Origin of the sequence: Rhodococcus yananensis (assembly GCF_020515525.1) — a bacterium.
Taxonomy (GTDB): Bacteria; Actinomycetota; Actinomycetes; order Mycobacteriales; family Mycobacteriaceae; genus Rhodococcus; species Rhodococcus yananensis.
The window spans coordinates 24,439-49,622 of sequence record NZ_JAIYEP010000011.1 but is presented as its reverse complement, the minus strand read 5'-3'; the positions used below and the strand labels follow the sequence as shown (position 1 = coordinate 49,622).

General features: G+C 68.8%; 19 protein-coding genes. 7 read left to right on the top strand and 12 right to left on the bottom strand.

The window, feature by feature from the left end:
• Nucleotides 1-30 precede the first annotated feature (30 nt).
• Nucleotides 31-3,948: an ATP-dependent RNA helicase HrpA gene (hrpA, locus tag LDQ05_RS04765; protein WP_226435741.1), complete on the bottom strand. Its 3,918-nt coding sequence runs from the start codon at nt 3,946-3,948 to the stop codon at nt 31-33.
• Nucleotides 3,949-4,148: 200 nt separating this feature from the next.
• Here hrpA and LDQ05_RS04760 point away from each other — a divergent pair, with 200 nt between their 5' ends.
• The gene (locus LDQ05_RS04760; RefSeq protein ID WP_226435784.1) at nt 4,149-5,342 is read left to right on the top strand and encodes an aminotransferase family protein; all 1,194 of its coding nucleotides are present in this window, start codon (nt 4,149-4,151) and stop codon (nt 5,340-5,342) included.
• A gap of 24 nt (nt 5,343-5,366) precedes the next feature.
• Here the strand turns inward: LDQ05_RS04760 and LDQ05_RS04755 are convergent, their stop codons facing one another.
• Nucleotides 5,367-5,633, bottom strand: coding sequence for a hypothetical protein (locus LDQ05_RS04755; RefSeq protein WP_226435740.1), 267 nt, complete (start codon nt 5,631-5,633; stop codon nt 5,367-5,369).
• Nucleotides 5,634-5,778: 145 nt separating this feature from the next.
• Between LDQ05_RS04755 and LDQ05_RS04750 the strand changes: the two genes are divergently transcribed.
• Nucleotides 5,779-6,480 carry a hypothetical protein gene (locus LDQ05_RS04750; RefSeq protein ID WP_226435739.1) on the top strand — a complete coding sequence of 234 codons (702 nt, stop codon included), beginning with the start codon at nt 5,779-5,781 and terminating at the stop codon, nt 6,478-6,480.
• A 54-nt stretch (nt 6,481-6,534) separates the two neighbouring features.
• Here the strand turns inward: LDQ05_RS04750 and ahpD are convergent, their stop codons facing one another.
• Together ahpD and LDQ05_RS04740 are read right to left on the bottom strand one after the other, a co-directional pair.
• Complete coding sequence (gene ahpD / locus LDQ05_RS04745; protein WP_226435738.1) at nt 6,535-7,074, bottom strand: alkylhydroperoxidase, AhpD family; 540 nt, start codon at nt 7,072-7,074, stop codon at nt 6,535-6,537.
• Nucleotides 7,071-7,661: a peroxiredoxin gene (locus LDQ05_RS04740; RefSeq protein ID WP_226435737.1), complete on the bottom strand. Its 591-nt coding sequence runs from the start codon at nt 7,659-7,661 to the stop codon at nt 7,071-7,073. Before LDQ05_RS04740 ends, ahpD begins: the two co-directional genes overlap by 4 nt.
• Before the next feature lie 194 nt (nt 7,662-7,855).
• Between LDQ05_RS04740 and LDQ05_RS04735 the strand changes: the two genes are divergently transcribed.
• On the top strand, nt 7,856-8,785 hold the full coding sequence (locus LDQ05_RS04735) for a hydrogen peroxide-inducible genes activator (RefSeq protein WP_226435736.1): 930 nt from the start codon (nt 7,856-7,858) through the stop codon (nt 8,783-8,785).
• Nucleotides 8,786-8,812: 27 nt separating this feature from the next.
• On the opposite strand, the gene LDQ05_RS04730 is transcribed toward LDQ05_RS04735, so the two are convergent.
• The 4 genes from LDQ05_RS04730 to LDQ05_RS04715 form a co-directional block, all read right to left on the bottom strand.
• On the bottom strand, nt 8,813-9,586 hold the full coding sequence (locus tag LDQ05_RS04730) for a LysR family substrate-binding domain-containing protein (protein ID WP_226435735.1): 774 nt from the start codon (nt 9,584-9,586) through the stop codon (nt 8,813-8,815).
• A gap of 20 nt (nt 9,587-9,606) precedes the next feature.
• Entirely contained in the window at nt 9,607-12,126 is a 2,520-nt protein-coding gene (locus LDQ05_RS04725; RefSeq protein WP_226435734.1) for a DEAD/DEAH box helicase, read from the bottom strand.
• A gap of 45 nt (nt 12,127-12,171) precedes the next feature.
• Nucleotides 12,172-13,209 (bottom strand): alpha/beta fold hydrolase, encoded by a 1,038-nt coding sequence (locus tag LDQ05_RS04720; protein ID WP_226435733.1) that lies wholly within the window; start codon nt 13,207-13,209, stop codon nt 12,172-12,174.
• A 216-nt stretch (nt 13,210-13,425) separates the two neighbouring features.
• Nucleotides 13,426-14,361, bottom strand: a complete 936-nt coding sequence (locus tag LDQ05_RS04715) for a proteasome assembly chaperone family protein (protein WP_226435732.1) — start codon at nt 14,359-14,361, stop codon at nt 13,426-13,428.
• Nucleotides 14,362-14,509: 148 nt separating this feature from the next.
• On the opposite strand from LDQ05_RS04715, the gene LDQ05_RS04710 reads away from it, so the two are divergent.
• Complete coding sequence (locus tag LDQ05_RS04710; RefSeq protein WP_226435731.1) at nt 14,510-15,253, top strand: sensor domain-containing protein; 744 nt, start codon at nt 14,510-14,512, stop codon at nt 15,251-15,253.
• Between the two features lie 180 nt (nt 15,254-15,433).
• Entirely contained in the window at nt 15,434-16,561 is a 1,128-nt protein-coding gene (locus tag LDQ05_RS04705) for a DUF4192 domain-containing protein (RefSeq protein WP_226435730.1), read from the top strand.
• 1 nt (nt 16,562) lies between these two features.
• On the opposite strand, the gene galE is transcribed toward LDQ05_RS04705, so the two are convergent.
• Together galE and LDQ05_RS04695 are read right to left on the bottom strand one after the other, a co-directional pair.
• Nucleotides 16,563-17,558: a UDP-glucose 4-epimerase GalE gene (galE, locus tag LDQ05_RS04700; protein ID WP_226435729.1), complete on the bottom strand. Its 996-nt coding sequence runs from the start codon at nt 17,556-17,558 to the stop codon at nt 16,563-16,565.
• Between the two features lie 53 nt (nt 17,559-17,611).
• Entirely contained in the window at nt 17,612-18,298 is a 687-nt protein-coding gene (locus LDQ05_RS04695) for an iron-dependent transcriptional repressor DtxR (RefSeq protein ID WP_226435783.1), read from the bottom strand.
• A gap of 101 nt (nt 18,299-18,399) precedes the next feature.
• Here LDQ05_RS04695 and LDQ05_RS04690 point away from each other — a divergent pair, with 101 nt between their 5' ends.
• The gene (locus LDQ05_RS04690; protein WP_226435728.1) at nt 18,400-19,668 is read left to right on the top strand and encodes an acetoin utilization protein AcuC; all 1,269 of its coding nucleotides are present in this window, start codon (nt 18,400-18,402) and stop codon (nt 19,666-19,668) included.
• A gap of 94 nt (nt 19,669-19,762) precedes the next feature.
• Nucleotides 19,763-22,447: a bifunctional acetate--CoA ligase family protein/GNAT family N-acetyltransferase gene (locus LDQ05_RS04685; RefSeq protein ID WP_226435782.1), complete on the top strand. Its 2,685-nt coding sequence runs from the start codon at nt 19,763-19,765 to the stop codon at nt 22,445-22,447.
• Between the two features lie 90 nt (nt 22,448-22,537).
• On the opposite strand, the gene LDQ05_RS04680 is transcribed toward LDQ05_RS04685, so the two are convergent.
• Nucleotides 22,538-23,500, bottom strand: a complete 963-nt coding sequence (locus LDQ05_RS04680; protein WP_226435727.1) for a sigma-70 family RNA polymerase sigma factor — start codon at nt 23,498-23,500, stop codon at nt 22,538-22,540.
• 172 nt (nt 23,501-23,672) lie between these two features.
• A complete protein-coding gene (locus LDQ05_RS04675) occupies nt 23,673-25,151 on the bottom strand; it encodes a DUF7782 domain-containing protein (protein ID WP_226435726.1) in 1,479 nt (492 codons plus the stop codon).
• Nucleotides 25,152-25,184: the final 33 nt, after the last annotated feature.

Genomic DNA, 25,184 nt, shown 5'->3' with positions numbered 1-25,184 from the left:
TCTCGCGGTTCGGACCGCGGTGCGGCGCCGTCAACGGATCGCGTCGACGGCCTTCAGTACACGCTTCTCCGAGACGGGAACCCGGGTCCCCAGTCCCTGAGCGAACAGGCTCACCCGCAATTCCTCGATCAGCCATGCGATCTCGACGACGTCCGCATGCCCCTGTCGCTCCTCGGGGAGCCGTGCCAGCAGTCGATCGTAGGCGGAGTAGACCCGATCGAGCACGTCCATTCCCTGCGAGTCACGGTGGGCGCTGCCGGGAAGTGACTCGAGGCGCTGTGCCGCCGCGGTGAGGTAGCGCGGCAGATCCGCGAGTCGCCGGCTGCCGATGTCGGTGACGAAGCCCGGGAACAGCAGGGACGACAGTTGGTCACGGACATCGTCGGCGGCTTCGCCGCGCACGCGGTCGAGAAGAACGCCCACCTGGTGGGCGCGCGTGAGCGCGGGCGCGACGGCCTTCAACAACCGGGCGACGCGGGTGGGCAACTCGGCGCGTACCTTGACGGCCAGGGCGTCGAATTCGGCCGGGGTGCGCACGGGCTTGCCGTGCGCGGCGACGATCTCGTCGACGGCGCAGGCACGACAGTCGTCGATCAGGGCGTCGAACGACCCGTCCGGGTTGCGTCCCAACGCGAGGCGTTCGGTGTTGGTGAGGCCGGAGGTGACGGCTTTCGCCTTCGTCGGCGCTGCGGTCAGCAGCAGCGCCCTCAACCCGGCCCGGGTGGATTCGTGCTGTGCCCTCGGAGTGCTGAGTACCCGCACCGCTACTCCGCCGCTCTCCGCTACGAGCGCAGGGTAGCCGGTGACCTGTTGTCCGCCGACGGTCCGTGTCACGGTGGCGGGGAGCGTACCGAGGGTGTCGGCGGTCCACACGGACGCCGCGGGGCGCTCGGTGTTCGACGCAGCGCGGGCGACCTCCGCGTCGACCCGAGTCGACAGCGCCTTCCGCAGTCCGGCAAGGCTCTTGTTCCGCCCCAGGACCTTCCCTCCGTTGTCGACCGCGGCGAAGGTCATCCGGAGGTGGTCCGGGAGCGCACCGACCTCGAAGTCGGACGGATCGATACGGCAGTTGCCCAGGCGCGACAGTTCCCGCGCGAGGGCGTTCACCAGTGGTTCGCTACGCGGCGTCACGGACCCGAGCGCGGCGGCGGCGTAATCCGGCGCCGGAACCACCTGTCGGCGGAGTTGTTTGGGAAGTGTCTTGATCAGGGCTGTGACGAGATCCAGGCGCATACCCGGTACCAGCCAGTCGAATCCGACGGCGCGCACCCTCGCGAGTAGCGCGACCGGGATGCGGACGGTCACCCCGTCGTCCTCGGTCCCCGGTTCGAACTGGTAGGTGAGTGGAAACTGCATCTCGCCCTGGCGCCAGGCGTCGGGGTAGTCGCCTCCCAGTACTGTCGCTGCGTCCTGGTTCACCACGGTCTCGGGTGTGAACGTCAGCAGATCCGGTTGTGTCTGCCGGGTCTGCTTCCACCACGTGTCGAAGTGTCGCGCGGACACGACGTCCGGACCGACACGCTCGTCGTAGAACTCGAAGAGGGTGTCGTCGTCGACGACGATGTCGCGGCGGCGGGCACGGTGCTCGAGCTCCTCGACGTCCTCGAGCAGGGCACGGTTGTCGTGGAAGAACTTGTGGCGGGTCTGCCACTCGCCCTGTACGAGCGCGTGCCGGATGAACAACTCGCGTGACACCTCGGGGTCGATCCGCCCGTACTGCACACGACGCTGCGCGACCAACGGGATCCCGTACAGAGTCACCCGTTCGTACGCCATCGCCGCTTCGCGTCGGGTGGACCAGTGCGGCTCGGAGTAGGTGCGTTTGACCAGGTGCGGCGCGAGCTTCTCGACCCACTCGGGTTCGATGCGCGCGGCGGTGCGGGCCCACAGTCGGGAGGTCTCCACGAGTTCGGCGGCCATCACCCAGCGCGGAGGTTTCTTGAACAGGGACGAACCTGGGAAGACCGCGAACCGGGTGCCGCGCGCCCCGAGGAAATCACGCTTGTCGCCTTCCCGGAGACCGACGTGCGACAGCAACCCGGACAGCAACGACTGGTGGACGGCGTCTTCGGGAACCTCCTGGTGACGGGTGTCCCAGCCGAGCTCGACGGTGATCTGCCGAAGCTGCCCCTGAAGATCCTGCCACTCGCGGATCCGCAGCCAGTGCAGGAACTCGTCGCGACACATCCTCCGGAACCGGCTCGACGACAGCGTCTTCCGTTGTTCCTTCAGGTACTCCCACAGACGCAGGTAGGCGAGGAAGTCGGACCCCTCGACCGCGAACCGGGCGTGCTTGGCATCGGCCGCCTGCTGATGCTCGGCGGGGCGTTCGCGCACGTCCTGGATCGACAGCGCGGACACGATGATCAGGACCTCGCGGAGACAGCCGTTGCGCTGTCCTTCGACGATCATCCGTGCCATGCGCGGATCGACGGGAAGCCGGGCGAGGTCGCGGCCCGTGCGCGTCAGCCGAGGGGGTGTGTCCTTGGCGCCGGGTTCGAGCGCGCCGAGCTCGTGCAGGAGGGCGATTCCGTCGCGGACCGCCCGCGGATCGGGGGCCTCGACGAACGGGAACGATGCGATGTCACCGAGTTCGAGCGCTGTCATCTGCAGCACCACGGACGCGAGGTTGGTGCGCAGGATCTCCGGTTCGGTGAACTCCGGCCGGGACTCGAAGTCCTCCTCGGAGTACAGCCGGATGCAGATTCCGTCGGCGACGCGACCGCAGCGACCCGACCGCTGCCGCGCGGACGCCTGGGAGATCTCCTCGATCGGAAGGCGTTGGACCTTGGTGCGCACCGAATACCGTGAGATGCGGGCGGTGCCGGGATCCACGACGTAACGGATACCCGGAACTGTCAGCGAGGTCTCGGCCACATTCGTCGACAACACCACGCGTCGGCCGGTGTGCGGTGTGAACACGCGGTGTTGCTCGGCCGAGGACAGTCGCCCGTACAGGGGGAGGATCTCGGTGCCGCGCAGCTTCCTGTCGCGCAGGGCGTCGGCAGTGTCGCGGATCTCGCGTTCGCCGGAGAGGAACACCAGGATGTCCCCGTCTCCCTCGCGCTGCAGTTCGTCCACCGCCTCGCACACCGCGTCGACCGGGTCACGATCCACGAGCTGATCGCCGACCTGCACGGTGAGCGGCCGGTACCGCACCTCGACCGGATAGGTGCGTCCCGACACCTCGACGATCGGTGCGGGGGTGCCGTCGGCGCCGGCGAAGTGCCGGGCGAACCGCTCCGGGTCGATGGTCGCGGACGTGATGATCACCTTCAGGTCCGGACGTCGAGGCAGCAGCTGCGCGAGATATCCGAGAAGGAAGTCGATGTTGAGGCTGCGCTCGTGTGCTTCGTCGATGATGATCGTGTCGTAGCGGCGCAGCATCCGATCGCGTTGGATCTCGGCGAGCAGGATACCGTCGGTCATCAGCTTGACCATCGTCGAGCTCGAGACCTGGTCGGTGAACCGCACCGTGTACCCGACCGTGTCGCCGATCTCGGTGTCCAGTTCCTCCGCGAGGCGTTCCGCGACGGCCCGCGCTGCGATCCGGCGGGGCTGGGTGTGGCCGATCAGCCCGCGAACTCCCCGGCCGAGTTCGAGGCAGATCTTCGGGATCTGCGTCGTCTTGCCGGAGCCGGTCTCTCCGGCCACGACGACGACCTGATGGTCGCGGATCGCGGCCGCGATGTCGTCCTTGCGTTGCGAGACCGGAAGGTCGTCCGGGTAACGGATCGCCGGTGTCGCCGCGGCCCGCGCGGTGAGTCTCGCGCGGGCGGTGTCGATATCGCGTGCGATCGCGTCGAACGCGTCGTTGCCGCGGGCACGGTCGAGGCGCCGGCGGAAGCGGTGCTCGTCGAGGAGTGACACCTCCGACAGCGCGGCGCGCAGGGCGCGGCGGCGTCCGGGGGAGGGCTCGCGACGGTTCGGGGCTGAAGACGTGGACATGCTGATCACACAGCCTAGCGACCGATGTCGGAGCCTGTCGCAGCAGACCGGGTGTTCGGCGGTGCGGCTGCGGATGCGCGGCTGCCGGCAGGCCGGCCGGTCCACCTGCGGGCGGGATCGCGGAACCATACGATGGCCCGAACGGGACGATTGCGGACGGGAGTTGTGCTGTGGGTGCGTTGTGGCACGGATTCGCCGACATGGGTGCCGTCGAGATCGGCGGCGCGTTCGTCGTGTCGCGGGGCGAGGGAGCGTACATCTGGGACGACGAGGGCACCCGCTATCTCGACGCGACCGCCGGGCTGTGGTTCGCGAATGTGGGGCACGGCCGTGCGGAGATCGGCGATGCCGTCGCCGCGCAGCTCGCGAAGCTCGCGCACTACTCCAACTTCGGTGATCTGACGTCGGAACCGGCCGTCGCCCTCGCCGAACGGCTCGCTGCCATCGCGCCGGTGCCGGGAAGCAGGGTCTTCTTCACCTCCGGCGGCTCCGACTCGGTCGACACCGCTGTCAAACTCGCGCGCCGCTTCTGGCAGGAGACGGGGCGGTCGGAGAAGACCCTCGTCGTGGGCAGAGAGAAGGCCTACCACGGCATGCACGTGGGGGGTACGTCGCTCGCGGGGATCCCGGCGAACTCGGAGGGCTACGGGCCGTTGTGGCCCGATACGGCGACCGTGCCGTGGAACGACGCGAAGTCGTTGCTCGAGCTCCTCGAGAAGGTCGGCGCCGATACGGTCGCGGCGTTCATCGTCGAACCGATCATCGGTGCAGGAGGCGTGTACCTGCCGCCGGACGGGTATCTCGCCGAGGTCCGGGACATCTGCCGCGACCACGACATCCTGTTCATCGTCGACGAGGTCGTCACGGGGTTCGGCCGGATCGGCGGGTCCTGGTTCGCGTCGTCGCGCTTCGATCTGCAGCCCGACATGGTGACCACGGCGAAGGGGCTGACGTCCGGCTACGTGCCGATGGGGGCGGTGTTCGTGGCACCTCGCGTGGCCGAGCCGTTCTTCGCCGGTGGAGTGTGGTGGCGGCACGGGTACACCTACGGTGCGCACGCCGGTGCTGCCGCGGCGGCGATGGCGAACCTCGACATTCTCGAGCGGGAGGACCTCCTCACCGAGGCGGCCCGGCTCGAGCGCATTCTGCACGAGAAGTTGGCGCCGCTGGCCGGGCATCCGCGCGTCGCCGAGGTGCGCAGTGGTCTCGGCGCGGTGGCCGCGGTGCAGTTGGCGGATCCGTCGGAGGCCGCCCGATTCGTGAAGTCGCTCCGGCGGCACGGGATCTCCGGCCGCGCCGCCGGCCAGGGGGCGCTGCAGATCTCGCCCGCGTTCGTCATGACCGACGACCAGGTTCAGGATCTCGTCGACGGATTCGCCGCGGCCCTCGGCTGATCGGGTCGCGCTCAGCGCGGGATGTCAGCGGCGACGGAGGCGGGTGAGCAGCCGCCGGATGCGCGAGCGCAGGTTCGCGGGCACGACCTCGAGCGGGACCTCGACGTCGCCGTCGTGGCCGGCTGCGGCGCGAGCGTAACGGTCGTGCAGCACCGCGCGCACTTCCTCGGGACTGTACGCGCGACGCGCACGTTCGTTCCGTGCGACCACGGCGCCGGTGGCGGCGACACCCACGATCCCGGCGAGTCCCAACAGTTTCCACACGGTGCGGGAGTTCGGTCGGCGGCTCATCGTGTGTGCCGATCGTGAGCGGGACGGCGGGAGGCATCGCGTGTGGTGGGGTCGGTCATGATCGGGAGCGTAGTCGCCGCCGCCGACCGTCGGACGCCGCCGGGGATGCCGACCGTGTCGGTGCGGCGCGTGGCAGGGTGGGCGCATGGAATCTGGGCGTGCGGGCTCCCGTGGGAGTCGGTCGAGGATCACCCTCGACGAGGCGATCGAGGTGACGCGGACGGGTGACATCTGGGTGTTCCGCGGTTCGACCGTCGCCGATCGGGCCATCAGGACGTTGACGAACGCGCCGGTCAATCACGTCGGAATGACGGTTGCGTTCGATGACCTCCCGCCACTGATGTGGCATGCGGAACTCGGGAAGTCGTTGCCCGACATGTGGACCGGTCGCCATCAGCGGGGTGTGCAGTTGCACGATCTGCGCAGCGCGGTGCGGGTGTGGGGAGCGCGTTACGGACAGCGGGGCTGGCTGCGTCAGCTGGCGCCGTCGGTGACGGCCGCGCAGGAGGATCAGTTGTTGCGGACCATCGCGCGACTGGACGGGACCCCGTTCCCGTCGACGGCGAAGTTGGCGGGCCGGTGGTTCGCGGGCCGGCTGCCGCGGCGGCGGCGTGGTGACGGGGCCGCGTCGATCGAGAGCGCGTACTGCGCCGAGGTCGTCGCGGTGACGATGGAGGAGATGGGGTTGCTCGAGCAGCGTCGCCGCGGGAGCAACTGGTACGACCCGGGGCGATTCTGGAGCGGTGACAGGTTGCCGCTGGCGCCGGGGGTGGAGTTGGGCGGCGAGATCGAGGTGGCACTGGGGCCGCACGATCTCGTGGCCGGAGATCGGCCGTCCGTCGGGTGACGACGGAAGGCCCCTCCCGTTCGAACGGGAGGGGCCTTCCGGCACGGCACAGGGTCAGGCGTCGGCGCCGGCGAGAATCTCGGTGGCGACGACGGCCTGCGCGACTCCCTGAAGGGTCGCGGCGACCTTGACCGCCTCGAAGACCTGCTCCTTGGTGAGGCCTTCCTTGCGGACGACGTTGTCGTGCGCGGCGGTGCAGTCGTGGCAGCCGTTGATCGTGGACACGGCCAGCGACCAGAGTTCGAAGTCGGCCTTCTCGACGCCGGGGTTGCCGATGATGTTCATCCTCAGACCCATGCGCACCTGGGCGTAGTCGTCACCGAGGAAGCTCTTCGCTCGGTAGGCGACGTTGTTCATGCCCATGATGGACGCGGCTCCGAGGGCGGCGTTGTACGCCTCGGCGGACAGCACGTCGGCGGCCTCCTCCGCGATCTCCTTCAGGACGGTCGCCGACCGGGTCGCGGCGGCAGCGGCGAGGAAGGTGCCCCACAGCTGCTGCTCGTTGAGCTCGGTGGAACGCGCGAGGGAACCCAGGTTGAGCTTGAGGTCCTTCGCGTACTCGGGGAGGGCGTTCTTCAGGTTCTCGACACTCACTGCAGCGCCGCCTTGACGAGTTCACCCGCGTTGAGCGTCGGGTCGTTCTTCTTCCAGTTGCATGCGCACAGCTCGTCGGACTGGAGGGCGTCGAGGACGCGGAGCACCTCGTCGACGTTGCGGCCCACCGAACCTGCCGTCACGGAGACGAACTGGATCTCGTTGTTCGGGTCGACGATGAAGGTCGCGCGATCGGCGACGCCGTCCTTGTTGAGGACGCCGGTGGCCGAGACGAGTTCGCGGTTGAGGTCCGAGAGCATCGGGAAGGGGAGGGTCTTCAGATCCTCGTGCTGGGCGCGCCACTGGAAGTGGACGAACTCGTTGTCCACCGAAGCGCCGAGTACCTGTGCGTCGCGGTCCGCGAACTCCTCGTTCAGCTTGCCGAACGCAGCGATCTCGGTGGGGCAGACGAAGGTGAAGTCCTTCGGCCAGAAGAAGACGATCTTCCACTTGCCGGCGTAGTCGTCGCTGGTGATGGTGGTGAAGTAGTCGTCGGGTGCGCTGGCGTCGACCTGCGTCAGGTCGCCGCCGATGAGGGCCTTCAGGTTGAAAGCGGGGAACTGATCGCCGATGGTCAGCAGTGCCATTCTCGGTCCTCTCGTGGGTGTCTCGTGAACAAGCGGTGTCTCGTGAACAAGCGCGTCGATCGCGCACGGCCATCCGATGACGGGGGATTCGTGCGCTTCCGGACGGCCCTCGCGGGCCGATCTCCGGTACGAGAACCATCCTGCCGGAAAGTTTGCAAAAGGTAAAGGTGATAGGTGGCACTACACTGATAGGCGTGTCCGATCAGACTTATCAGCCCACCCTGTCGCAGCTGCGTGCGTTCGTGGCGGTGGCCACGTATCGCCACTTCGGTACCGCTGCTTCACGATTGAATGTGAGTCAACCCACACTGTCGCAGGGACTCGCCGCGCTCGAGAACGGCCTCGGAGTGCAACTCATCGAGCGCAGCACGCGGCGCGTCCTCGTCACCGCGGCCGGTGAGCGCCTGCTCCCGCAGGCCGAGGCGATACTCGACGCCGCCGACGGATTCGTCGCTGCCGCAGCGGGTGTCACCGACGGCTTCAGTGGACAGTTGCGACTCGGGTTGATACCCACCGTCGCCCCGTACTTCCTTCCGGGCCTACTCCCCGAGCTGCGCACCACGATGCCGAACCTGTCGGTCCACGTGATCGAGGACCAGACCGCTCGATTGCTGGCCGCGCTGCGGGCAGGAACCCTCGACGTCGCGGTTCTGGCCCTGCCTGCCGACGCCTCCGGTGTCGTGGAGATTCCCCTCTACATCGAGGATTTTGTGCTCGTCGTTCCGTCCGGGCATCATCTCGCGGGGCGGCGGGGCCTGCACCCGGGCGTGCTCGGCGACCTTCCGCTGCTGCTGCTCGACGAAGGTCACTGTCTGCGCGACCAAGCCCTGGACCTGTGCCGATCCGCCGACGCGCGCCCCGATGCCGGGGACACGCGGGCGACCTCACTCGCGACGATCGTGCGGTGTGTCGCGGGCGGTCTCGGTGTGACACTCGTTCCCGAGTCCGCGGTCTCGGTCGAGACCGCCGGCGGCGAACTCGCGGTCGCACGGTTCGCCGACCCCCAACCCGGCCGCACGATCGGGTTGGTGTTCCGGGCATCGAGCGCACGCGCCGACCACTACCGGATCCTGGCCGACGTCCTGCGCACACACGCTCCCGCACACACCCGCGCGCCCGACTGACGGCACCGCCGACACCCGCACCCGAGTTCAGCGCCGGCGCCGGGGTCTGCCCGATCCCTTCGCGCGGCCGGTGCCTCCGCGGCGCACCTTCGGGGTCTTGTCACCGACGACCTTCCGCGGTTGTGAACCCTGTCTGGCGCCGCGACGCTTCGCGGTCCCGCCACCCTGATCGCCGGAACCGTCGTCCGGCACGATCGTCCGGCCCCGAGAGGAGTTCGCGGTACGGCCGCGCACGATCCCGACGAACTCGTCGACGAGATCGGTGGTGTGATCGCTCCGCCACACCAGACCCACCTGCGATTGCGGCGCGTCCGCCACCGGGCGGTACGTCAGATCGCGGCGATGATGAAGGCGCGCCAGCGATTGCGGTGTGACGAGGACACCGACCTCGGACGCGACGTGCGAGATCGCGAGTTCGGTGTCCACCGGCCGCTCGAACGCCTCCTCGCCGGGCAGGGCCACCCAGTCGAGGACGTCGTCCAACGGATGCAGCACCGTCTCGTCCTGCAGGTCGGCGACGGTCACCTCGTCGACGGCGGAGATCGCGTGCTCCTTCGGCACCACCACGACCGAAACCTCGGTGTACAGCGGAATCACCGACAGTCCGTCACGTTCGAGGGGAAGCCGCAGGAGGGCGATGTCGGCGATGCCGTCGCGGACGCATGCGGCGCCGTCGGTGGCGGCGACCGTGATCAGTTCGATCGGCACGTCCGGGCGACGCTCGGACCACACCCGCACCCACTTGCCGGGGGTCACCCCGGGCACATACGCCAGTCGGAACGTCGCCGCCTCATCGTCCACCGCGTCAGCGTAGCGGTCGCTCAACCTTCGACGATCTCGAACTCGTCGAACACCACCTCGCCGGCGGCATCGGATTCCGCCAGGTTCACCTCGCCGACCAGTGCCCAGCCGTGATCACCCCGAGGATCCTGCAGGGTCTGCCGCACCCGCCACACATCGTCGCCGACCTCCACCGAGAACAACTGGGGGCCGCGCGCGTCCGGGCCCGTGCCGATCTCGTCGTACTCGTCGAAGTACAACTCCAGAAGGTCCGACCAGTCCGCGGCATCGAGGCCGTCGCCCAGCCCGGCCAGATCGTCCCAACGTCGGCGGGATGCGAGGTCGACCCTCCTGAACATCGCGTTGCGTACCATGACCCGGAAGGCGCGGGCGTTGGCGGACACCGGGCGCGGGATGTCGGCGCCGAACGCGACCTGCTGATCGTCGGATTCGGTCCCGGGATCGGTGAGGGCCTCCCATTCGTCGAGGAGCGACGAGTCCACCTGCCGCACCAGTTCACCGAGCCACTCGATGAGATCCTCGAGTTCGTCGGTACGCGCGGAATCGGGAACGGTCTGCCGCAGCGCACGGTAGGCATCGGCGAGATAGCGCAGCACCGAACCCTCCGAGCGCGCGAGCCCGTAGTGGCTCACCAGATCGGAGAACGTCATGGCGCGCTCGACCATGTCGCGGACCACCGACTTCGGCGACAGCGGGAACTCCGATACCCACGGATGCCCGGCCCGGTACGTCTCGAACGCGGGTCCGAGCAGATCGGCGAGCGGCTTGGGCCAGGTGATCTCCTCGAGCAACTCCATCCGTTCCTCGTACTCGATCCCGTCGGCCTTCATCTCGGCCACGGCCTCGCCGCGCGCCGCGTGCTGCTGGGCCATGAGGATCTGCCTCGGGTCGTCGAGCGTCGACTCGATCACCGACACGACATCGAGGGCGTACGACGGGGACTCGACGTCGAGCAGTTCCAGGGCTGCCAGGGCGAACGGCGACAGCGGTTGATTGAGAGCGAAATCGCGTTGCAGGTCGACGGTCAACCGCGCGCGTCGCCCGTCCTCGTCGGGCTCGTCGAGTTGCTGGACGACACCGGCCTGCAACAACCCGCGGTACAGGGATATCGCCTTGAGGATGTGCTTGCGCTGAGCGGGCCGGGGCTCGTGGTTCTCCTCGAGCAGATGCCGCATCGCGTCGAAGCAGTTCCCCGGGCGGGCGATCACGTTGAGCAGCATCGAGTTGCTCACCGCGAACCGTGACCGGAGAGGCTCGGGGGAGGCCGCGACGAGCTTGTCGAAGGTGCCTTCCCCCCAGGACACGAAGCCTTCCGGTGCCTTCTTGCGCTGTACCTTGCGGCGCTTCTTCGGGTCGTCGCCCGCTTTGGCGAGCGCGCGGACGTTCTCGATCTCGTGCTCGGGTGCCTGCACGACGACGGTGCCCATGGTGTCGAATCCGGCGCGACCGGCCCGGCCGGCGATCTGATGGAACTCGCGGGCCTTGAGCTGACGGGTGCGGGTGCCGTCGTATTTCGTCAGTCCGGTCAGCAGCACGGTGCGGATCGGCACGTTGATCCCCACTCCGAGGGTGTCGGTGCCGCAGATGACCTTGAGCAACCCCTCCTGCGCCAGCTTCTCGATCAGACGTCGGTACTTCGGCAGCATCCCGGCGTGGTGCACTCCGATGCCGTGCCGGACCAGCCGGGAGAGGGTCTTGCCGAATCCGGTGGTGAACCGGAAACCGCCGAGGGCGTCGGCGATCGCGTCCTTCTCCGCCTTCGAGCACATGTTCACGCTGGTGAGCGCTTGGGCGCGTTCGAGCGCCGCCGCCTGCGTGAAGTGCACGACGTACACGGGTGCCTGGTGTGTGGTGACCAACTCTTCGATGGCCTCACCGATGGGCACCTGCGAGTAGGAGAACGACAGCGGAACGGGGCGCTCGGACCCGGACACCTCCACCGTCGGGAGGCCCGTGCGACGAGTGAGGTCCCGGCACAGGAAGCTCACGTCGCCGAGCGTCGCGGACATCAGAAGGAACTGTGCGCGAGGCAATTCGACGAGGGGAACCTGCCAGGCCCACCCGCGGTCGGGCTCGGAGTAGTAGTGGAACTCGTCCATGACGATCTGGCCGATGTCGGAGTCCGGCCCCTCGCGCAACGCGAGGTTCGCGACGATCTCGGCGGTGGCGCAGATGATCGGAGCATCCGAGTTGACCGATGCGTCACCGGTCATCATTCCGACGAGATCGGCACCGAACACGTCGCACAGGGCGAAGAACTTCTCGCTCACCAGGGCCTTGATGGGTGCCGTGTAGAAGGTGCGTCGACCGGTCGCGAGCGCGTGGAAGTGTGCACCGAGGGCCACCATCGATTTTCCGGACCCCGTCGGGGTCGCGAGGATGACGTTGGCCCCGGAGACGAGCTCCATGAGCGCTTCCTCCTGCGCCGGGTACAGCGAGATCCCGCGATCGGTCGTCCAGGTGGTGAACGCGTCGAACACGGAGTCGGGGTCGACGGATTCTGGGTCGACGGATTCGGGGATCAGGTCCGGTAGCAGCACTGCTCCAGGCTAGACGGAGGTGGTGACGGTGTCGGTCACCGGCGCTCAGGTCGCGCTGCGCTCGTCGGCGCCCATGGCGTCCAGGACCGCCATGCGGGTGGTGGCGCCGCCGCCGATCCGTGCTTCGCTCACTCCGGTGAGCAGCAGTTGCCGCCACCGGTCCTCGTCGTAGGCGAGCGGGGGTGTCGATTCGAGGAACTGTTCGACCACGCGGAGGAAACGCATCGGCGCGTCACGGAACGGGAAGTGTCCGGCCCCGCGGAAGATTTCGAGCTGCGAACCCGGCATCGCAGAATGCGCCAGGTAGGCGTGCGAGGCGGGGATGACGGTGTCCTGATCGCCCCAGATGAGCTGGACGGGCAGATGCTCGGTGAGGTAACTGCGGTCGAGCATCGTCACGACCTGGCCGCGCCAGTCCACGACCGCGCGCAAGGTCCGGAGATACGCCTCGTAGGCGGTGGGATCGGGTAGCTCGGCGAGGATGCGCACGAGGTCGTCGAGGTCGTGCAGGAGCTCGCCGGGCCGCAACGGTGATCGATCGAGCTGGCCGAGTGCTGTGCCCACGACCTTGACGGCAGGCATGACACCGGGAACACGCAGCAGCTTGAGTGCGTCGCTGACCATCGGCAGCGACACGAGTCTCAGGACGGGGTGGACGTCCTTGGTCACGCCACCGGAGGAGACGAGGACGAGACGTTCGACGCGGTCCGGGAACTGGTACGCGAACTGCATCGCGACGCCGCCGCCGAGGGAGTGCCCGATCACCGTGACCTTGTCGATACCGAGGACGGTCAGTAGGTCGCGCATGCCGTTGGCGTAGGCCGCGACCGAGTAGTCGGCGCGCGGCTTGTCGGACCGGCCGTGGCCGAGAAGGTCGGGTGCGATGACCGTGTACTTCCGGGCGAGATGCGGAATGAGTTCCTGCCAGGTCGACGAGTTGTCGCCGATTCCGTGGATGAGCAGCAGTGCTGGGCCGCTGCCGGCCATGCGGAACGCGCGGCGGTAACCGTGCACGGTCCGGAAGACCAGGCGCGTCTCCACATCGGGAACAGGACGGAGCTGACGTGTTCGTGAGGTACCCATGACCGTCTCCTACCGACGCCGCAGGGTCACCCGGGCGTGCCGTTCCGGACCGCATCCGAGGGGCTGATCGTTACGGTCCACTGTTGCATGCCGGGTGAGCGTACTGGCTGCATGTGAACCGGGCAACAGTCGATTGTGACCGCCATGCAACGTTCCGCCCGTCCGGTGTGCCCGGATCTCGCCGCAACGTCACCCGACCGAGACCGCGGGCCCGGCTCATTCGGCCGGGTCGTCGCCGCGCTTCTCGTACTCGGCCAGGAAACGCTCGAACTCCGCGCCCAGTTCGTCACCCGTCGGCAGGCTCTCGTCCGACGGCAGGGGAGCGGACTGTTGTTCCTGCGCAGCGACGTAGCTGTCGTACTGGCGCTCGAGAGCCTTGACGACGGACAGCACCTCCTCGTTGCCCTCGATGTGTTCGTCGATCTGCTCGCGGACCCGTGCCGCGGCCTCACCGAGCGCCTCGATCGGAAGGTCGAGATCGCCGACCTCCGCCGCATTGATCAGAAGACTCTCGGCTGCGGACGGGTAATCGGTCTGGGCCAGATAGTGCGGCACGTGCACGGAGAACCCCACGGCCTCGTGCCCGTGCTGCGCCATCCGGAACTCGAGCAGCGACGACGCGCCCGCCGGGACCTGCAACTGACCGGACCAACGGTGGTGGTCGGCGATCAGATCCCGGTTCGTCGAATGTGCGGTCACCCCCAACGGTCGCGTGTGGGGAATCGCCATCGGGATCGCGTTGAGACCGATGGTCCGGCGGACCCCGAACTGTTCGGCGAGCAGCCGCACCGCGGTGATGAACCGTTCCCATTTCAGGTCGGGTTCGGATCCGGCGAGCAGCAGGAACGGTGTTCCGGCGTTGTCGACGAGCGCGTACAGGTTGAGTTCGGGTGCGGCGTAGTCGGTGAACCGATCGGATTCGAAGGTCATCATCGGCCGGCGGGATCGATAGTCGATCAGGTCGTCGACCGCGAACGACGCGACGACCTCCGTCTCGAGTTGTTCGCGAAGGTGCGTCGTCGCGAGACGAACGGCGTGTCCCGCGTCGGCGAAGCCCTCGAGGCCGTGCAGCAGCACCGGTCCCCGGCCGTCCTCGGCGGTCAACCGGGGAGCGGGGAACTCCAGCTCGTACATTCGGGACTGCTCGTCCATCGCGGAACCACTCCGATCACACTGCGTCGCCGTAGCCCTCCGGTTGTCCACCGGCGTGGCATGGTGGGAGTCGAGTCTAGATCAAGCGGTGACAGCGACCGGCAGGGTAGTCCACCTCACCGGGGCGTGCGGACAGCGGAGGGTTCCCGTGGTGTGGTACCTCGTCGGAGGACGTCGCGGCGCGGCGGTCGCGTGCGCCGTGCTGGTCTCGGTGGCGGCGGCAGGGTGCGCCCAGACCGTTCCGGGCACACCCGTGGCGCAGGTCGGCTCCGTCGAGATCGCACCGCCGGCCGTGTCCCGGTCCGATCGACAACACGACCCTGCGATACCCGCCGAACTGGCGCTCCCGCCCGAACGGTTCCCCGCACGTTATCCGGCGGTGTCGTTGCCGGCGCACGCCGTCGCGCGGGCGGGGCCCGATCTCACCGGCGTTCCCGCGGGTGCGAGGGTCGATCCACCCGGCTGCCTGCCACCTGAGCAGGACTACGGCCCGGCCGGCACCGCGATGGTCGTCGGAACCGACGAGAAGAGCCGCGCGACCCTCACGGTCGAGGTCGTCGTCGGTGCGGCTCCGCTGGTCGAACTCGCCGCCCATCTGGCCGAGTGCGACGCGGTGCAGGCCACTCACCGGGGCATCACCGCGACCGTGACGACGCAACGCGAAGCAGATCCCCCCGCGCCCGTCGACGGTATCGGGACGCTCGCGCTGGCGCGCACGGTCGATTCCGGAAGCGGTGACGCACAGGTGACCCGTCGCCTGCAGACCCGGGTCGCGCAGAGCGGTGACATCCGGATCCTCGTGACATACATGGTGTTCGACCGAGCCGTGTCGGACCCCGAAGGTCTCGGTGCTGTTTTCCGCGATGCCGTGACATACGCGCTGACCGAGTGACCGACCTGCGACGGACCAACCCGTGACTGTAGCGGCCGGATCCGACAGAGGGACCCGATCGAGCGTCGCGCTGCGGGTCCCGCCGGGGTTTTGTCCACAACCCACCGATCGATCCACAGGCAGGCCGGAACCGCTCGATCCGAGGGCTCGCGGCCCGAATCGTGGGGGATCGTTCCGGGCATGACCACATCGACATCGCCCTCCGATCCCCTTCGTCTCTCCGATGCCGGCGAGCTCATCGCCGCGATCCCCGCGTTCCTGGGGTTCCATCCCACACGTTCGTTGGTGGTGATGAGCCTGACGACCACGGATCCCGACCCGGGAGAATCCCGCGCCGACACCATCGACGCGGTGATGCGTCACGACCTGCTGCTGCCCGACGACGACCAGGTCCTGCCGGCCGCCATGTTCGACGCGTTCGACAGGTTCCGCACCGTATGCGTCCACGACGGTGCCGACGCCGCGCTGGTCGTGATCGTCGACGATCGGCTCGAGGACCCGGCCGGATCTGCCGGCCGCGGTGTACTCCGCGTCGTCGAATGCCTCGACGCCTGCTTCGCCGCGACCGGGATCGACGTGGTGGGGGTGCATGCGACGACGAGAATCGAATGCGGGGCGTCATGGTTCGTCCCCGGATCGGAGGTGACGGGTACGGTCGCGGATCCGGACAGTTCGCTGGTCGCCGCGACACGGGTGTTCCACGGTGGCGCGATCCGCCGTTCGCGGGACGAACTGGCGGCGGTCCTGAGCCCCCTGCCGGCCCGGTCGCGGACCCGGATCGGTGAGCTCATCGACGAGAGCATCGACGCCCGCGACGCGGACTATGCCCGTGACAGTCGTGCTGCGGGTGCCGCGCACGCCGATCGACGCGAGCTCGACGCGTTGCTGGCACTCGTCGCGGTGCACGCGGACGGTTCCGCACCCGACGCCCGCGCGTGCGCAGAAATGGCGGTGCTGCTCGCCAACCCGACCGTTCGTGACGCTGCGCTCGGACTCTCCGTGGGGGATACGGCCGAGGACATCGAGCAGGTGTGGATCGCGCTCGCGCGGGCGCTGCCCGATCCGGAACGTGCCGACGCCGCAGCCCTCGTGGCGTTCAGCGCCTACCTGCGCGGCGACGGGCCGTTCGCGGGTGTGGCGTTGGGGGCGGCACTCGAGTCGAATCCCCGGCACCGCCTGGCGGATCTGCTCGACCAGGCGCTGCAGGCCGGTTTGCGGCCCGAGGCGATCCGGGGCCTCGCGGAAACCGGATGCGAGATCGCGGCGCGACTCGGCATCACGCTTCCGCTGCCCGGTCCGGGGGTATGACTCAGCGGTGCGCCGCGTGGGCGCGATCGCCGAGGGCGCGCATGTACTCCCAGGCATCCGAGACGATCTCGTCGAGATCGGTATGGCGGGGGCGCCAACCCAACTCGTCGACGGCGCGGCGACTCGACGCGATCAGCACGGCCGGGTCACCGGCGCGGCGGGGCGCGTCGATCGCCGAGATCGGCAGCCCGGTCACCCGCTCGCACGACGAGATGACTTCGCGGACGGTGAATCCCTCACCACTGCCGAGGTTGAAGATGCGGTGTGTACCGGGTTCGGACGACGTGAGCGCAAGCACGTGCGCGTCGGCGAGATCCTCGACATGGATGTAGTCGCGGACGGCGGTGCCGTCCTTGGTGGGCCAATCGGTACCGAACACCGAGATCTGTTCCCGTTGCCCGAGTGCCACCTGCAGGACCAGCGGGATCAGGTGCGTCTCCACGACGCGGTTCTCTCCCGCGCCGCGATAGGCGCCGGCGACGTTGAAGTACCGCAGGCTCGTCGCGGCCAGACCGTGGGCGGCGGAGTACGACGAGATCGCATGGTCGACGGCGAGTTTCGTCGCGCCGTACGGGTTGGTCGGTCGGGTGGGGGCGTCCTCGGTGATGGGCACCTCGTCGGGTTCACCGTAGGTCGCGGCCGTCGAGGAGAACACCAGACGCGGCGTCCCCGACAGCCGGATCGCCTCGAGCAGAGCCAGGGTCGTCACCACATTGCCGTGCCAGTACTTCTCGGGGTGCTCGACCGATTCGCCGACGAGTGACTGCGCGCCGAAGTGGAGCACCCCGTCGAACCCGGGGGTGTCGTCACCCACACCCAGCAATCCGGCGGCGAGCACGCCGATGTCGCCTTCGATGAACTCGGCGCCCGAAGGCACCGCATCGGCGTTGCCGGTGGACAGATCGTCGACGACGACCACTTCGTGACCGCGCTCGAGCAGTACCGTGCTGCACACGCTGCCCACGTACCCGGCGCCGCCGGTCACCAGAAGTCTCACGTTGCGATCTCCTCTTCCACCGACCCGTGCCGGGCCGGTGGAAGAGGTCGATCTCAGACCTGCTTCACCTGCACGGCATGGGCCATCTCGTCGGAAAGCTCGAAGGTACTGTGCCCCGCGACGGTGATGAGTACCGCACCGGGCTGCGTCTCGACTGTAACGCGTGCGTCGGGAACCACACCCGCCTCGCGCAGCCGCGCGATCACGTCGGGATCCGACTGCACGTATTCGGCGAGACGCCGGACGACCACCGCTGTCGGCTTCCCGTTGGGGATCTCGGTGAGCCGGATGAGTTTCTCGTCCGTCACCGGGTCCTTGTCGATGCCGAGTTGCGCCAGCCCCGGAATCGGATTGCCGTACGGGGACGTCGTCGGATTGTTGAGGACCTCCACGAGGCGGCGTTCCACCTCTTCGCTCATCACGTGCTCCCAGCGGCACGCCTCGGCGTGGACGTTCTCCCAATCGAGCCCGATGACATCGACGAGCAGACGCTCCGCCAGCCGATGCTTCCGCATGACCGCCACGGCCAGGTCGCGGCCCTTCTCTGTCAGTTGGAGATGCCGGTCGCCCGCGACACGCAGGAGACCGTCCCGTTCCATGCGGGCGACGGTCTGGCTGACCGTGGGCCCGCTCTGTTCGAGGCGTTCGGCGATCCGCGCACGCAGCGGAACGACGCCCTCCTCCTCCAAGTCGTAGATCGTCCGGAGATACATCTCCGTGGTATCGACCAGGTCCTTCACTCTCACACCCCTTCGTCCGGGCCGATTCTAGCGTCGCCGCGAGGGTGACGGGGCCGTCTGTTGCTCGCGTGGCACCCGGTGGGCAAGTAGCGTCTGTGGGCATGACCACGAGCTCCACCGCGACAGACGGTTCGACACACTCGAGCGGCGAACGTGTGGTGGTGTGGAGTCCCGACTACCTCGACTATCGCTGGGGACCGACGCACCCCATGAATCCGACGCGGCTGGACCTGACCATGGCGCTCGCCGACGGCCTCGGACTGCTCGACGGCGTCGAGACGGTGCGGCCCGAACCTGCCGGTGACGCCGACCTCTTCAGAATCCACACCCCCGGTTACATCGACGCCGTGAAACGAGCCGGATCCGCTCCCGCCGACACCGCCGAACCCGACACGGCCCACGGACTCGGCACCGAGGACAACCCGATCTTCCCCCGGATGCACGAGGCGAGCGCGATCCTCGCGGGCGGAACCCTCGCGGCGGCACGCGAGCTGGCTGCTGGCCGCGCGCGGCGCGCGGTCAGCATCGGCGGTGGGATGCATCACGCCATGGCCGACTGGGCCGCCGGATTCTGCGTCTACAACGACGCGGCCATCGCCATCTCCTGGCTGCTCGACAACGGATTCGACCGGATCGCCTACGTCGACGTCGACGCCCACCACGGCGACGGGGTGCAGCACGCGTTCCTCGGTGACCCCCGCGTCCTGACCATCTCGATCCACCAGCATCCGGCGACCCTGTGGCCCAACACCGGTTGGTCCAGCGAGGTCGGCGCCGGTGCCGGTGAGGGCACCGCCGTCAACGTGCCGGTCCTGCCCGGAACGGTGGATTCCCTGTGGCTGCGTGCATTCCACGCGATCGTCCCGGGAGCCGTGGCCGCGTTCCGCCCGCAGATCCTCGTCAGCCAGTGCGGCGCAGACAGTCACCGCGAGGACCCCCTCGCGGACCTGTCGTTGACCGTCGACGGGCAACGCGCCTCCTATCTCGCGATGCGTGACCTCGCCGACCGCTACTGTGAGGGACGCTGGCTCGCCGTCGGAGGCGGCGGATACGGGCTGGTGCGGGTCGTGCCCCGCGCGTGGTCCCACCTCATCGCCGCGGCACTCGACCGCGAGATCGAGCCCGGCACAGCGGTTCCCGACGAGTGGCGCGAACGCGTCGCGGCGATGGCCCCGGGAGTCGACCTGCCGACGACGATGGGCGAGGACGGTGACGTGTCGTACCTGCCGTGGGACGGGCCGGGGGGAACTCCCGAAACGGGTGTCGCCTCGCTCGACCGAGCTCTCGTCCGCATCGATTCCGCGATCATCGCCACCCGCCGGGCGTGCTTTCCGCTCCTCGGCCTCGACCCGGAGGATCCTCGTGACTGATTCGGGAAGTGCACCCGGCCACTCCGGACCGGCGCCGTCGGGTGCGTCGGACACCCCACCGCACTCGGGTACGGCGGGCGCCGCACCGTCGGAGGTGTCGACGGGCGATCCCGCCCGAGACCGTGCGCTCGACCAGGCCCGGAACTATCCGCGGCACTGGGTGGCCGACGTTCTCGCCTCCGACGGCGGGGTCGTACATCTGCGGCCGATCGTGCCGGAGGACGCCGATCTGGTCGTCGACTTCCACGGTCGGCTCTCCGAACGCACCCGGTATCTGCGGTACTTCGGTCCGTACCCGACGATCTCCAAGCGCGACCTGTTCAACTTCACGGTCGTCGACCACCATCGTCGTGTCGCGTTCGTGGCGTTGCTCGGCGGTGAGATCATCGCTGTCGGACGGTACGAAGGACTGGACGAGGGCGACGGGCTCTCCGCCGAGGTCGCGTTCACCGTCGCGGACGCGCACCAGGGTCGGGGGCTCGGACCGATCCTCCTCGAGCATCTCGCCGGTGCCGCCGCCGAGAACGGTCTGCGACGGTTCGTCGCCGAGGTCCTCGCCGAGAACCGCCATATGATCACCGTGTTCCGGGAAGCCGGCTATCAGGTCAGTCGCAGCTTCGAGGGCGGGGTCGTCCACCTCGAGTTCGACATCGACCCGACCGAGGCCCTCGTGTCCGTACGCAACGCCCGCGAACGCGCTGCCGAGGCCCGCAGTGTCCGCAACATCCTCAGCCCGGGCAGCGTCGCGGTGATCGGTGCCTCCACGGACAGTCGTAAGGTGGGCAACGCGGTACTGGTCAACATGCTCCGCAGCGGATTCACCGGACCGGTGTATCCGGTCAACGCCGAGCACCGGTCGGTACGGGGGGTTCGCGCCTACCCGACCGTGCGGGACATCCCGGACGAGATCGACCTCGCGGTCGCGGCGGTCCCCGCAGAATCCATCGACGCGGTTCTCGACGACTGTCTCGACAAGGGCGTCAAGGCACTGCTCGTGGTCTCCTCGGGATTCGGTGAGACCGGACCGGTGGGTCGTGACGCCGAGCGACGGCTCGCGCTGGCCGCCCGCGCCCACGGTATGCGGCTCATCGGTCCGAACGCGCTCGGCGTCGCGAACAACGATCCGGCCATCGGCCTCAACGCCACGCTGGCACCGGTCCTGCCCACCGCCGGGAACGTCGGGTTCTTCTGCCAGTCCGGCGCCCTCGGCATCGCCATCCTCGACGAGGCAGCCAAGACCGGTGTCGGGTTGTCCTCGTTCGTCTCCGCCGGCAACCGCGCCGATCTGTCCGGCAACGACCTGCTCCAGTACTGGGACACCGATCCGGCGACCGAGGTGGTGCTGCTGTACCTCGAGAGCTTCGGCAATCCCCGCAAGTTCTCGCGGATCGCGCGGCGTGTCGCCCGCAACAAGCCGATCGTCGCGGTCAAGAGCGGGCGGCACGCCGTACCCCCCACACACGCGGCCCGACCCGGTGAGATGGACGACACCATCGTCCGCTATCTGTTCGAACAGGCCGGTGTCGTGCAGGTCGAGTCGATCGCGCAACTGTTCGATTCCGCGCTGCTGTTCGGCTATCAGCCGCTTCCGGGTGGGCCGCGGGTGGCGGTGGTGGGCAACTCGACCGCGCTGGGGGTTCTCGCCGTCGACGCCGCACGCGGTCAGGGGTTGCACCCCGCGGAGGCCGTGGACCTCGGTGCGCAGGCAACGCCGCAGGAGTTCGCCGACGCGGTGTCCCGCGCACTTGCGGCGACGGACGTGGACGCGGTGATCGCGGTGTTCGTTCCACCGGTCGCGGTGACCGTCGAGCCGTACGCGGAGGCGCTGCGGGAAGCGGTGGCCGATACCGACAAACCGGTCGTGACGACCTTCCTCGCGACCGAGGGCATTCCCGATGTGCTCGCCGTCCGCGACGAGGCGGGCAACCCGGTGCGCGGTTCGGTCCCGTCCTACCCTGGCCCGGAACGCGCGGCGACGGCGCTCGCTCGTGCGTGGCGTTACGCGAAGTGGCGTTCGCGACCGGTCTCGCAGGTCGTGCGCCCGTCGGGAATCGATCCGGAACGGGCGCGGGCGCTCGTCGAGGGCTGGCTCGCCACGACACCCGCCGGCCGGTACCTGTCCGACACCGAGGCCGCGGTGCTTCTCGCGTGCTACGGCGTGCACGTCGCGGAGTTCCGCGCGGTCACCACCGAGGACGAGGCCGTCGATGCTGCCGCGGAGATCGGTTTTCCGGTGGCGGTGAAGGCGACCGGTGCGCAGTGGCGACATCGGCCGGATCTGAGCGGAGTGCGCCTGGATCTCGTCGACGCCGACTCGGTGCGTGCCGCCTATCGCGATCTCGCGGTGGTGTCCGGTGAACCGCTGCTGCACGTGCAGAAGATGGCCACGAAGGGCATCGGGTGTGCGATCCGCGTCCAGGACGACCCGTCGTTCGGATCGTTGATCTCGTTCGGCGTCGCCGGTGTGATCTCGGATCTTCTCGGAGACCGCGCGTATCGGGTGTTGCCGCTGACCGAGGACGAGGCCGTGGAACTGATCGAGGCTCCGAAGGCGGCGCCTCTGCTGACCGGCTACCGCAACTCGGCGCCGGCGAGCCGAGCGGCACTCGTCGATTTCGTGCAGCGCATCTCCGCGCTGGCCGACGACCTGCCGGAGGTCCGTGCCCTGGCGTGCGAGCCGGTGCTGGCGTCGCCGACGGGCGCGGAGCTGACCGATGCGCACGTGCGGATCGGTCCTGAACCGCATCCGCTCGACCTGGGGCCCCGTCGCCTGGGGTGAAGTCCGGGGGAGACGCCGGGTCGGCCCTGACGGCACGATCCCCGAGAACCCAGCCCGGTTCTCGGGGATCGCTGTAGCTGACGCGCCCGGTCAGCTGGCGTAGGCGCGAAGGCGTTCGGCGCGGTCACCTTCGCGGAGCTTGGACATCACTTCCCGCTCGATCTGGCGGACGCGTTCGCGGGAGAGCCCGAACAGCTTGCCGATCTGGTCGAGGGTGCGCGGCTGCCCGTCGTCGAGCCCGTACCGCAGACGGATCACCTGCTGCTCGCGTTCGTCGAGGGTGGCGAGCACGCTACGCACATCGCTGTGGAGCAGGCCGGCGATGACCGCGGTCTCGGCGGACGTGGCCTCGGCGTCCTCGATGAAGTCGCCCAGTGGTGCTTCCTCGTCGTTGCCGACGGGCATGTCGAGGCTCACCGGATCGCGGCTGTGATCGAGCAGGTCGGTGATCTTCTCGACGGGGATGCCCGACTCCGCCGACAACTCGTCGTCGGTGGCCTCCCGGCCCAGCTGCTGGTGCAGTTCCCGCTTGATGCGGGCGAGCTTGTTGACCTGCTCGACGAGGTGGACGGGAAGCCGGATCGTGCGGCTCTGGTCCGCCATTCCGCGGGTGATCGCCTGACGGATCCACCACGTGGCGTAGGTCGAGAACTTGAAGCCCTTGGCGTAGTCGAACTTCTCCATCGCGCGGATCAGCCCGAGGTTGCCCTCCTGGATGAGGTCGAGCAGCGGCATGCCGCGTCCGGTGTAGCGCTTCGCGAGCGAGACGACGAGACGCAGGTTGGCCTCGAGCAGGTGACTGCGAGCGGCCTGCCCCTCGCGCACGATGATCGCGAGGTCGCGCTTCTTGGCGGGGGAGAGCCGCTTCTTCGTCTCGAGCACGTGCTTGGCGTACAGGCCCGCCTCGATCCGCTTGGACAACTCCACCTCGTCGGCTGCGGTGAGCAGCGCTGTGCGGCCGATGCCGTTCAGATAGACGCGGACCAGGTCAGCGGCGGGGCTCTGACCGTCGAGGTCGGAATCGAAGCGAGCGGATGTGTCGGGTCGTGCCATGACGTGCCTCCTCAGCGGTGGTGTCTCACACGGTTCAACGCTCGGCGCGTCCGGGAAAGTTCCCGACCGTTCCTGAACGACGGTCCTCTGACCTGCGGAAACGGTGAGGCCGCCTGAGAACTTGCTGAGAGATCGACCACGACGGTTCCGTCGGGAACGGCGGCGGTGCGGGTCAGGCCGGTTCGACGAGCCCGTGCCGCACCAGACCGTGCACGAGCGTGACCGCCTGCGCAGCGAGCGCGTCGGCCTCCTCGTCGTGCGCCGCCGCGAGCAGTTCGACGAGGTCCCCGAGGGGCAGTCCGTCCGGGCGGATGCCTCCGAGGAGCGCGGCGGCGAGATCGTCGACCTCGTGCTGCCAGGCAGGTCCGCCGCCGCGGTGCACCCGCGCCACCACCTGTTTCCACCCCTCCTCCGACGGCAGACAGACACGTTCGAGTGCGGTGTCGGGGCGTACCCGGAACCGTTCGGTGAGGACGTCGCGACCGCGGAGCCAGTCGAGTCGCGTGAAATAGTCGATCGCCTCGTCGCCGAGCGCATCGGTGAACGCGTGCCGCAGGTCCTCGGCGAGCACATCGGAGGGCTCGCCCGTCCGCCTCAGATACACGAACCCGAACCCGACGGCCTCCACGTCGTGGCGGGCGAAGTGGTCGAACCATGCCTCGGCTCGTTCGGCGACCGCCGGGTCACGCTGATCGGCGTCGCCGTCGCGCAGCCACGTCCCCACGTACAGCGCGGGATCCGCCACGTCACGCTGCACGATCCAGGCGTCCACACCGTGCGCCGGCAGCCACGACGCGACCCGACTCCGCCAGTCCTCACCGGCGACGTGCACCCACGACGCGAGCATCGCGGCGGTTCCGCCCATCTCGAGGTGGTCGGTGGCCTGCGAGATCATCAACCGGCTCGCGCCGTCGAGATCGAGACCGGAATCCCGGTAGCTGTGTTCGACGCGACCGCTGCTCACCACGAACGGCGGATTCGCGACGATCCGATCGAAGCGGCGTCCTCGGACCGGGTCGAACCACGATCCGGTCAGGAACTCGATGTCGACTTCGTTGAGCGCGGCGGATGCGGCGGCGAGGGTCAGGCAGCGGGGGTTGATGTCGGTGGCAGTGACCGTGGCCGCGTGGTCCGCGGCGCGCACCGCCTGCACACCGCACCCGGTGCCGAGATCGAGCACCGAGCCGACCGGATCGGTGGGTGTCGCCTGCAGCAGCGACAGGGAGGCCTGCCCCACCCCGAGGACGTGATCCTCGCGGGTGGCGGCGGGACGTAACGCGCCGTCGAGATCCGACAGCACCCAGCGGTTCCCGTTGCCCGCGTCGAACGGGCGGAGATCCAGCGCGGTGCGGACTCCGTCCCCGTCGGGTTCGAGCAGTCCCGCGGCGATCGCATCGGGCACCGTGAGGGGGAGGAGTGCCTCGGCCACCGCGTCGACCGGGCACGTGTCCTGCAGGAGGAACAAGCGCACCAGGACGCCGAGGTCACCGGCCCCACGCGTGGCGCGGCGGGCGGCGACGGGTTCGCCGCGGCCGAGCGCGCTGTGCGCGTCGGGGCCGAGCAGGTCTCGTACGGTGTCGATGTCGTATCGGCAGCGTGTCAGCGCGGTGCGCAGTGACGGGCAGATCGACAGGAGCAGGTCGCGGTCCACGCGTGCATTATCGCCGCACCGCGACCGCACCGG

Excerpts from the sequence above, each read along its gene's own strand:
- LDQ05_RS04680 (WP_226435727.1), bottom strand. The coding sequence starts at position 23,500 with ATGGCACGACCCGACACATCCGCTCGCTTCGATTCCGACCTCGACGGT.
- LDQ05_RS04705 (WP_226435730.1), top strand. The coding sequence starts at position 15,434 with ATGACCACATCGACATCGCCCTCCGATCCCCTTCGTCTCTCCGATGCC.
- LDQ05_RS04740 (WP_226435737.1), bottom strand. The coding sequence starts at position 7,661 with ATGGCACTGCTGACCATCGGCGATCAGTTCCCCGCTTTCAACCTGAAG.
- LDQ05_RS04755 (WP_226435740.1), bottom strand. The coding sequence starts at position 5,633 with ATGAGCCGCCGACCGAACTCCCGCACCGTGTGGAAACTGTTGGGACTC.
- LDQ05_RS04690 (WP_226435728.1), top strand. The coding sequence starts at position 18,400 with ATGACCACGAGCTCCACCGCGACAGACGGTTCGACACACTCGAGCGGC.
- LDQ05_RS04760 (WP_226435784.1), top strand. The coding sequence starts at position 4,149 with ATGGGTGCCGTCGAGATCGGCGGCGCGTTCGTCGTGTCGCGGGGCGAG.
- hrpA (WP_226435741.1), bottom strand. The coding sequence starts at position 3,948 with ATGTCCACGTCTTCAGCCCCGAACCGTCGCGAGCCCTCCCCCGGACGC.
- LDQ05_RS04720 (WP_226435733.1), bottom strand. The coding sequence starts at position 13,209 with ATGGGTACCTCACGAACACGTCAGCTCCGTCCTGTTCCCGATGTGGAG.
- LDQ05_RS04750 (WP_226435739.1), top strand. The coding sequence starts at position 5,779 with ATGGAATCTGGGCGTGCGGGCTCCCGTGGGAGTCGGTCGAGGATCACC.
- LDQ05_RS04715 (WP_226435732.1), bottom strand. The coding sequence starts at position 14,361 with ATGGACGAGCAGTCCCGAATGTACGAGCTGGAGTTCCCCGCTCCCCGG.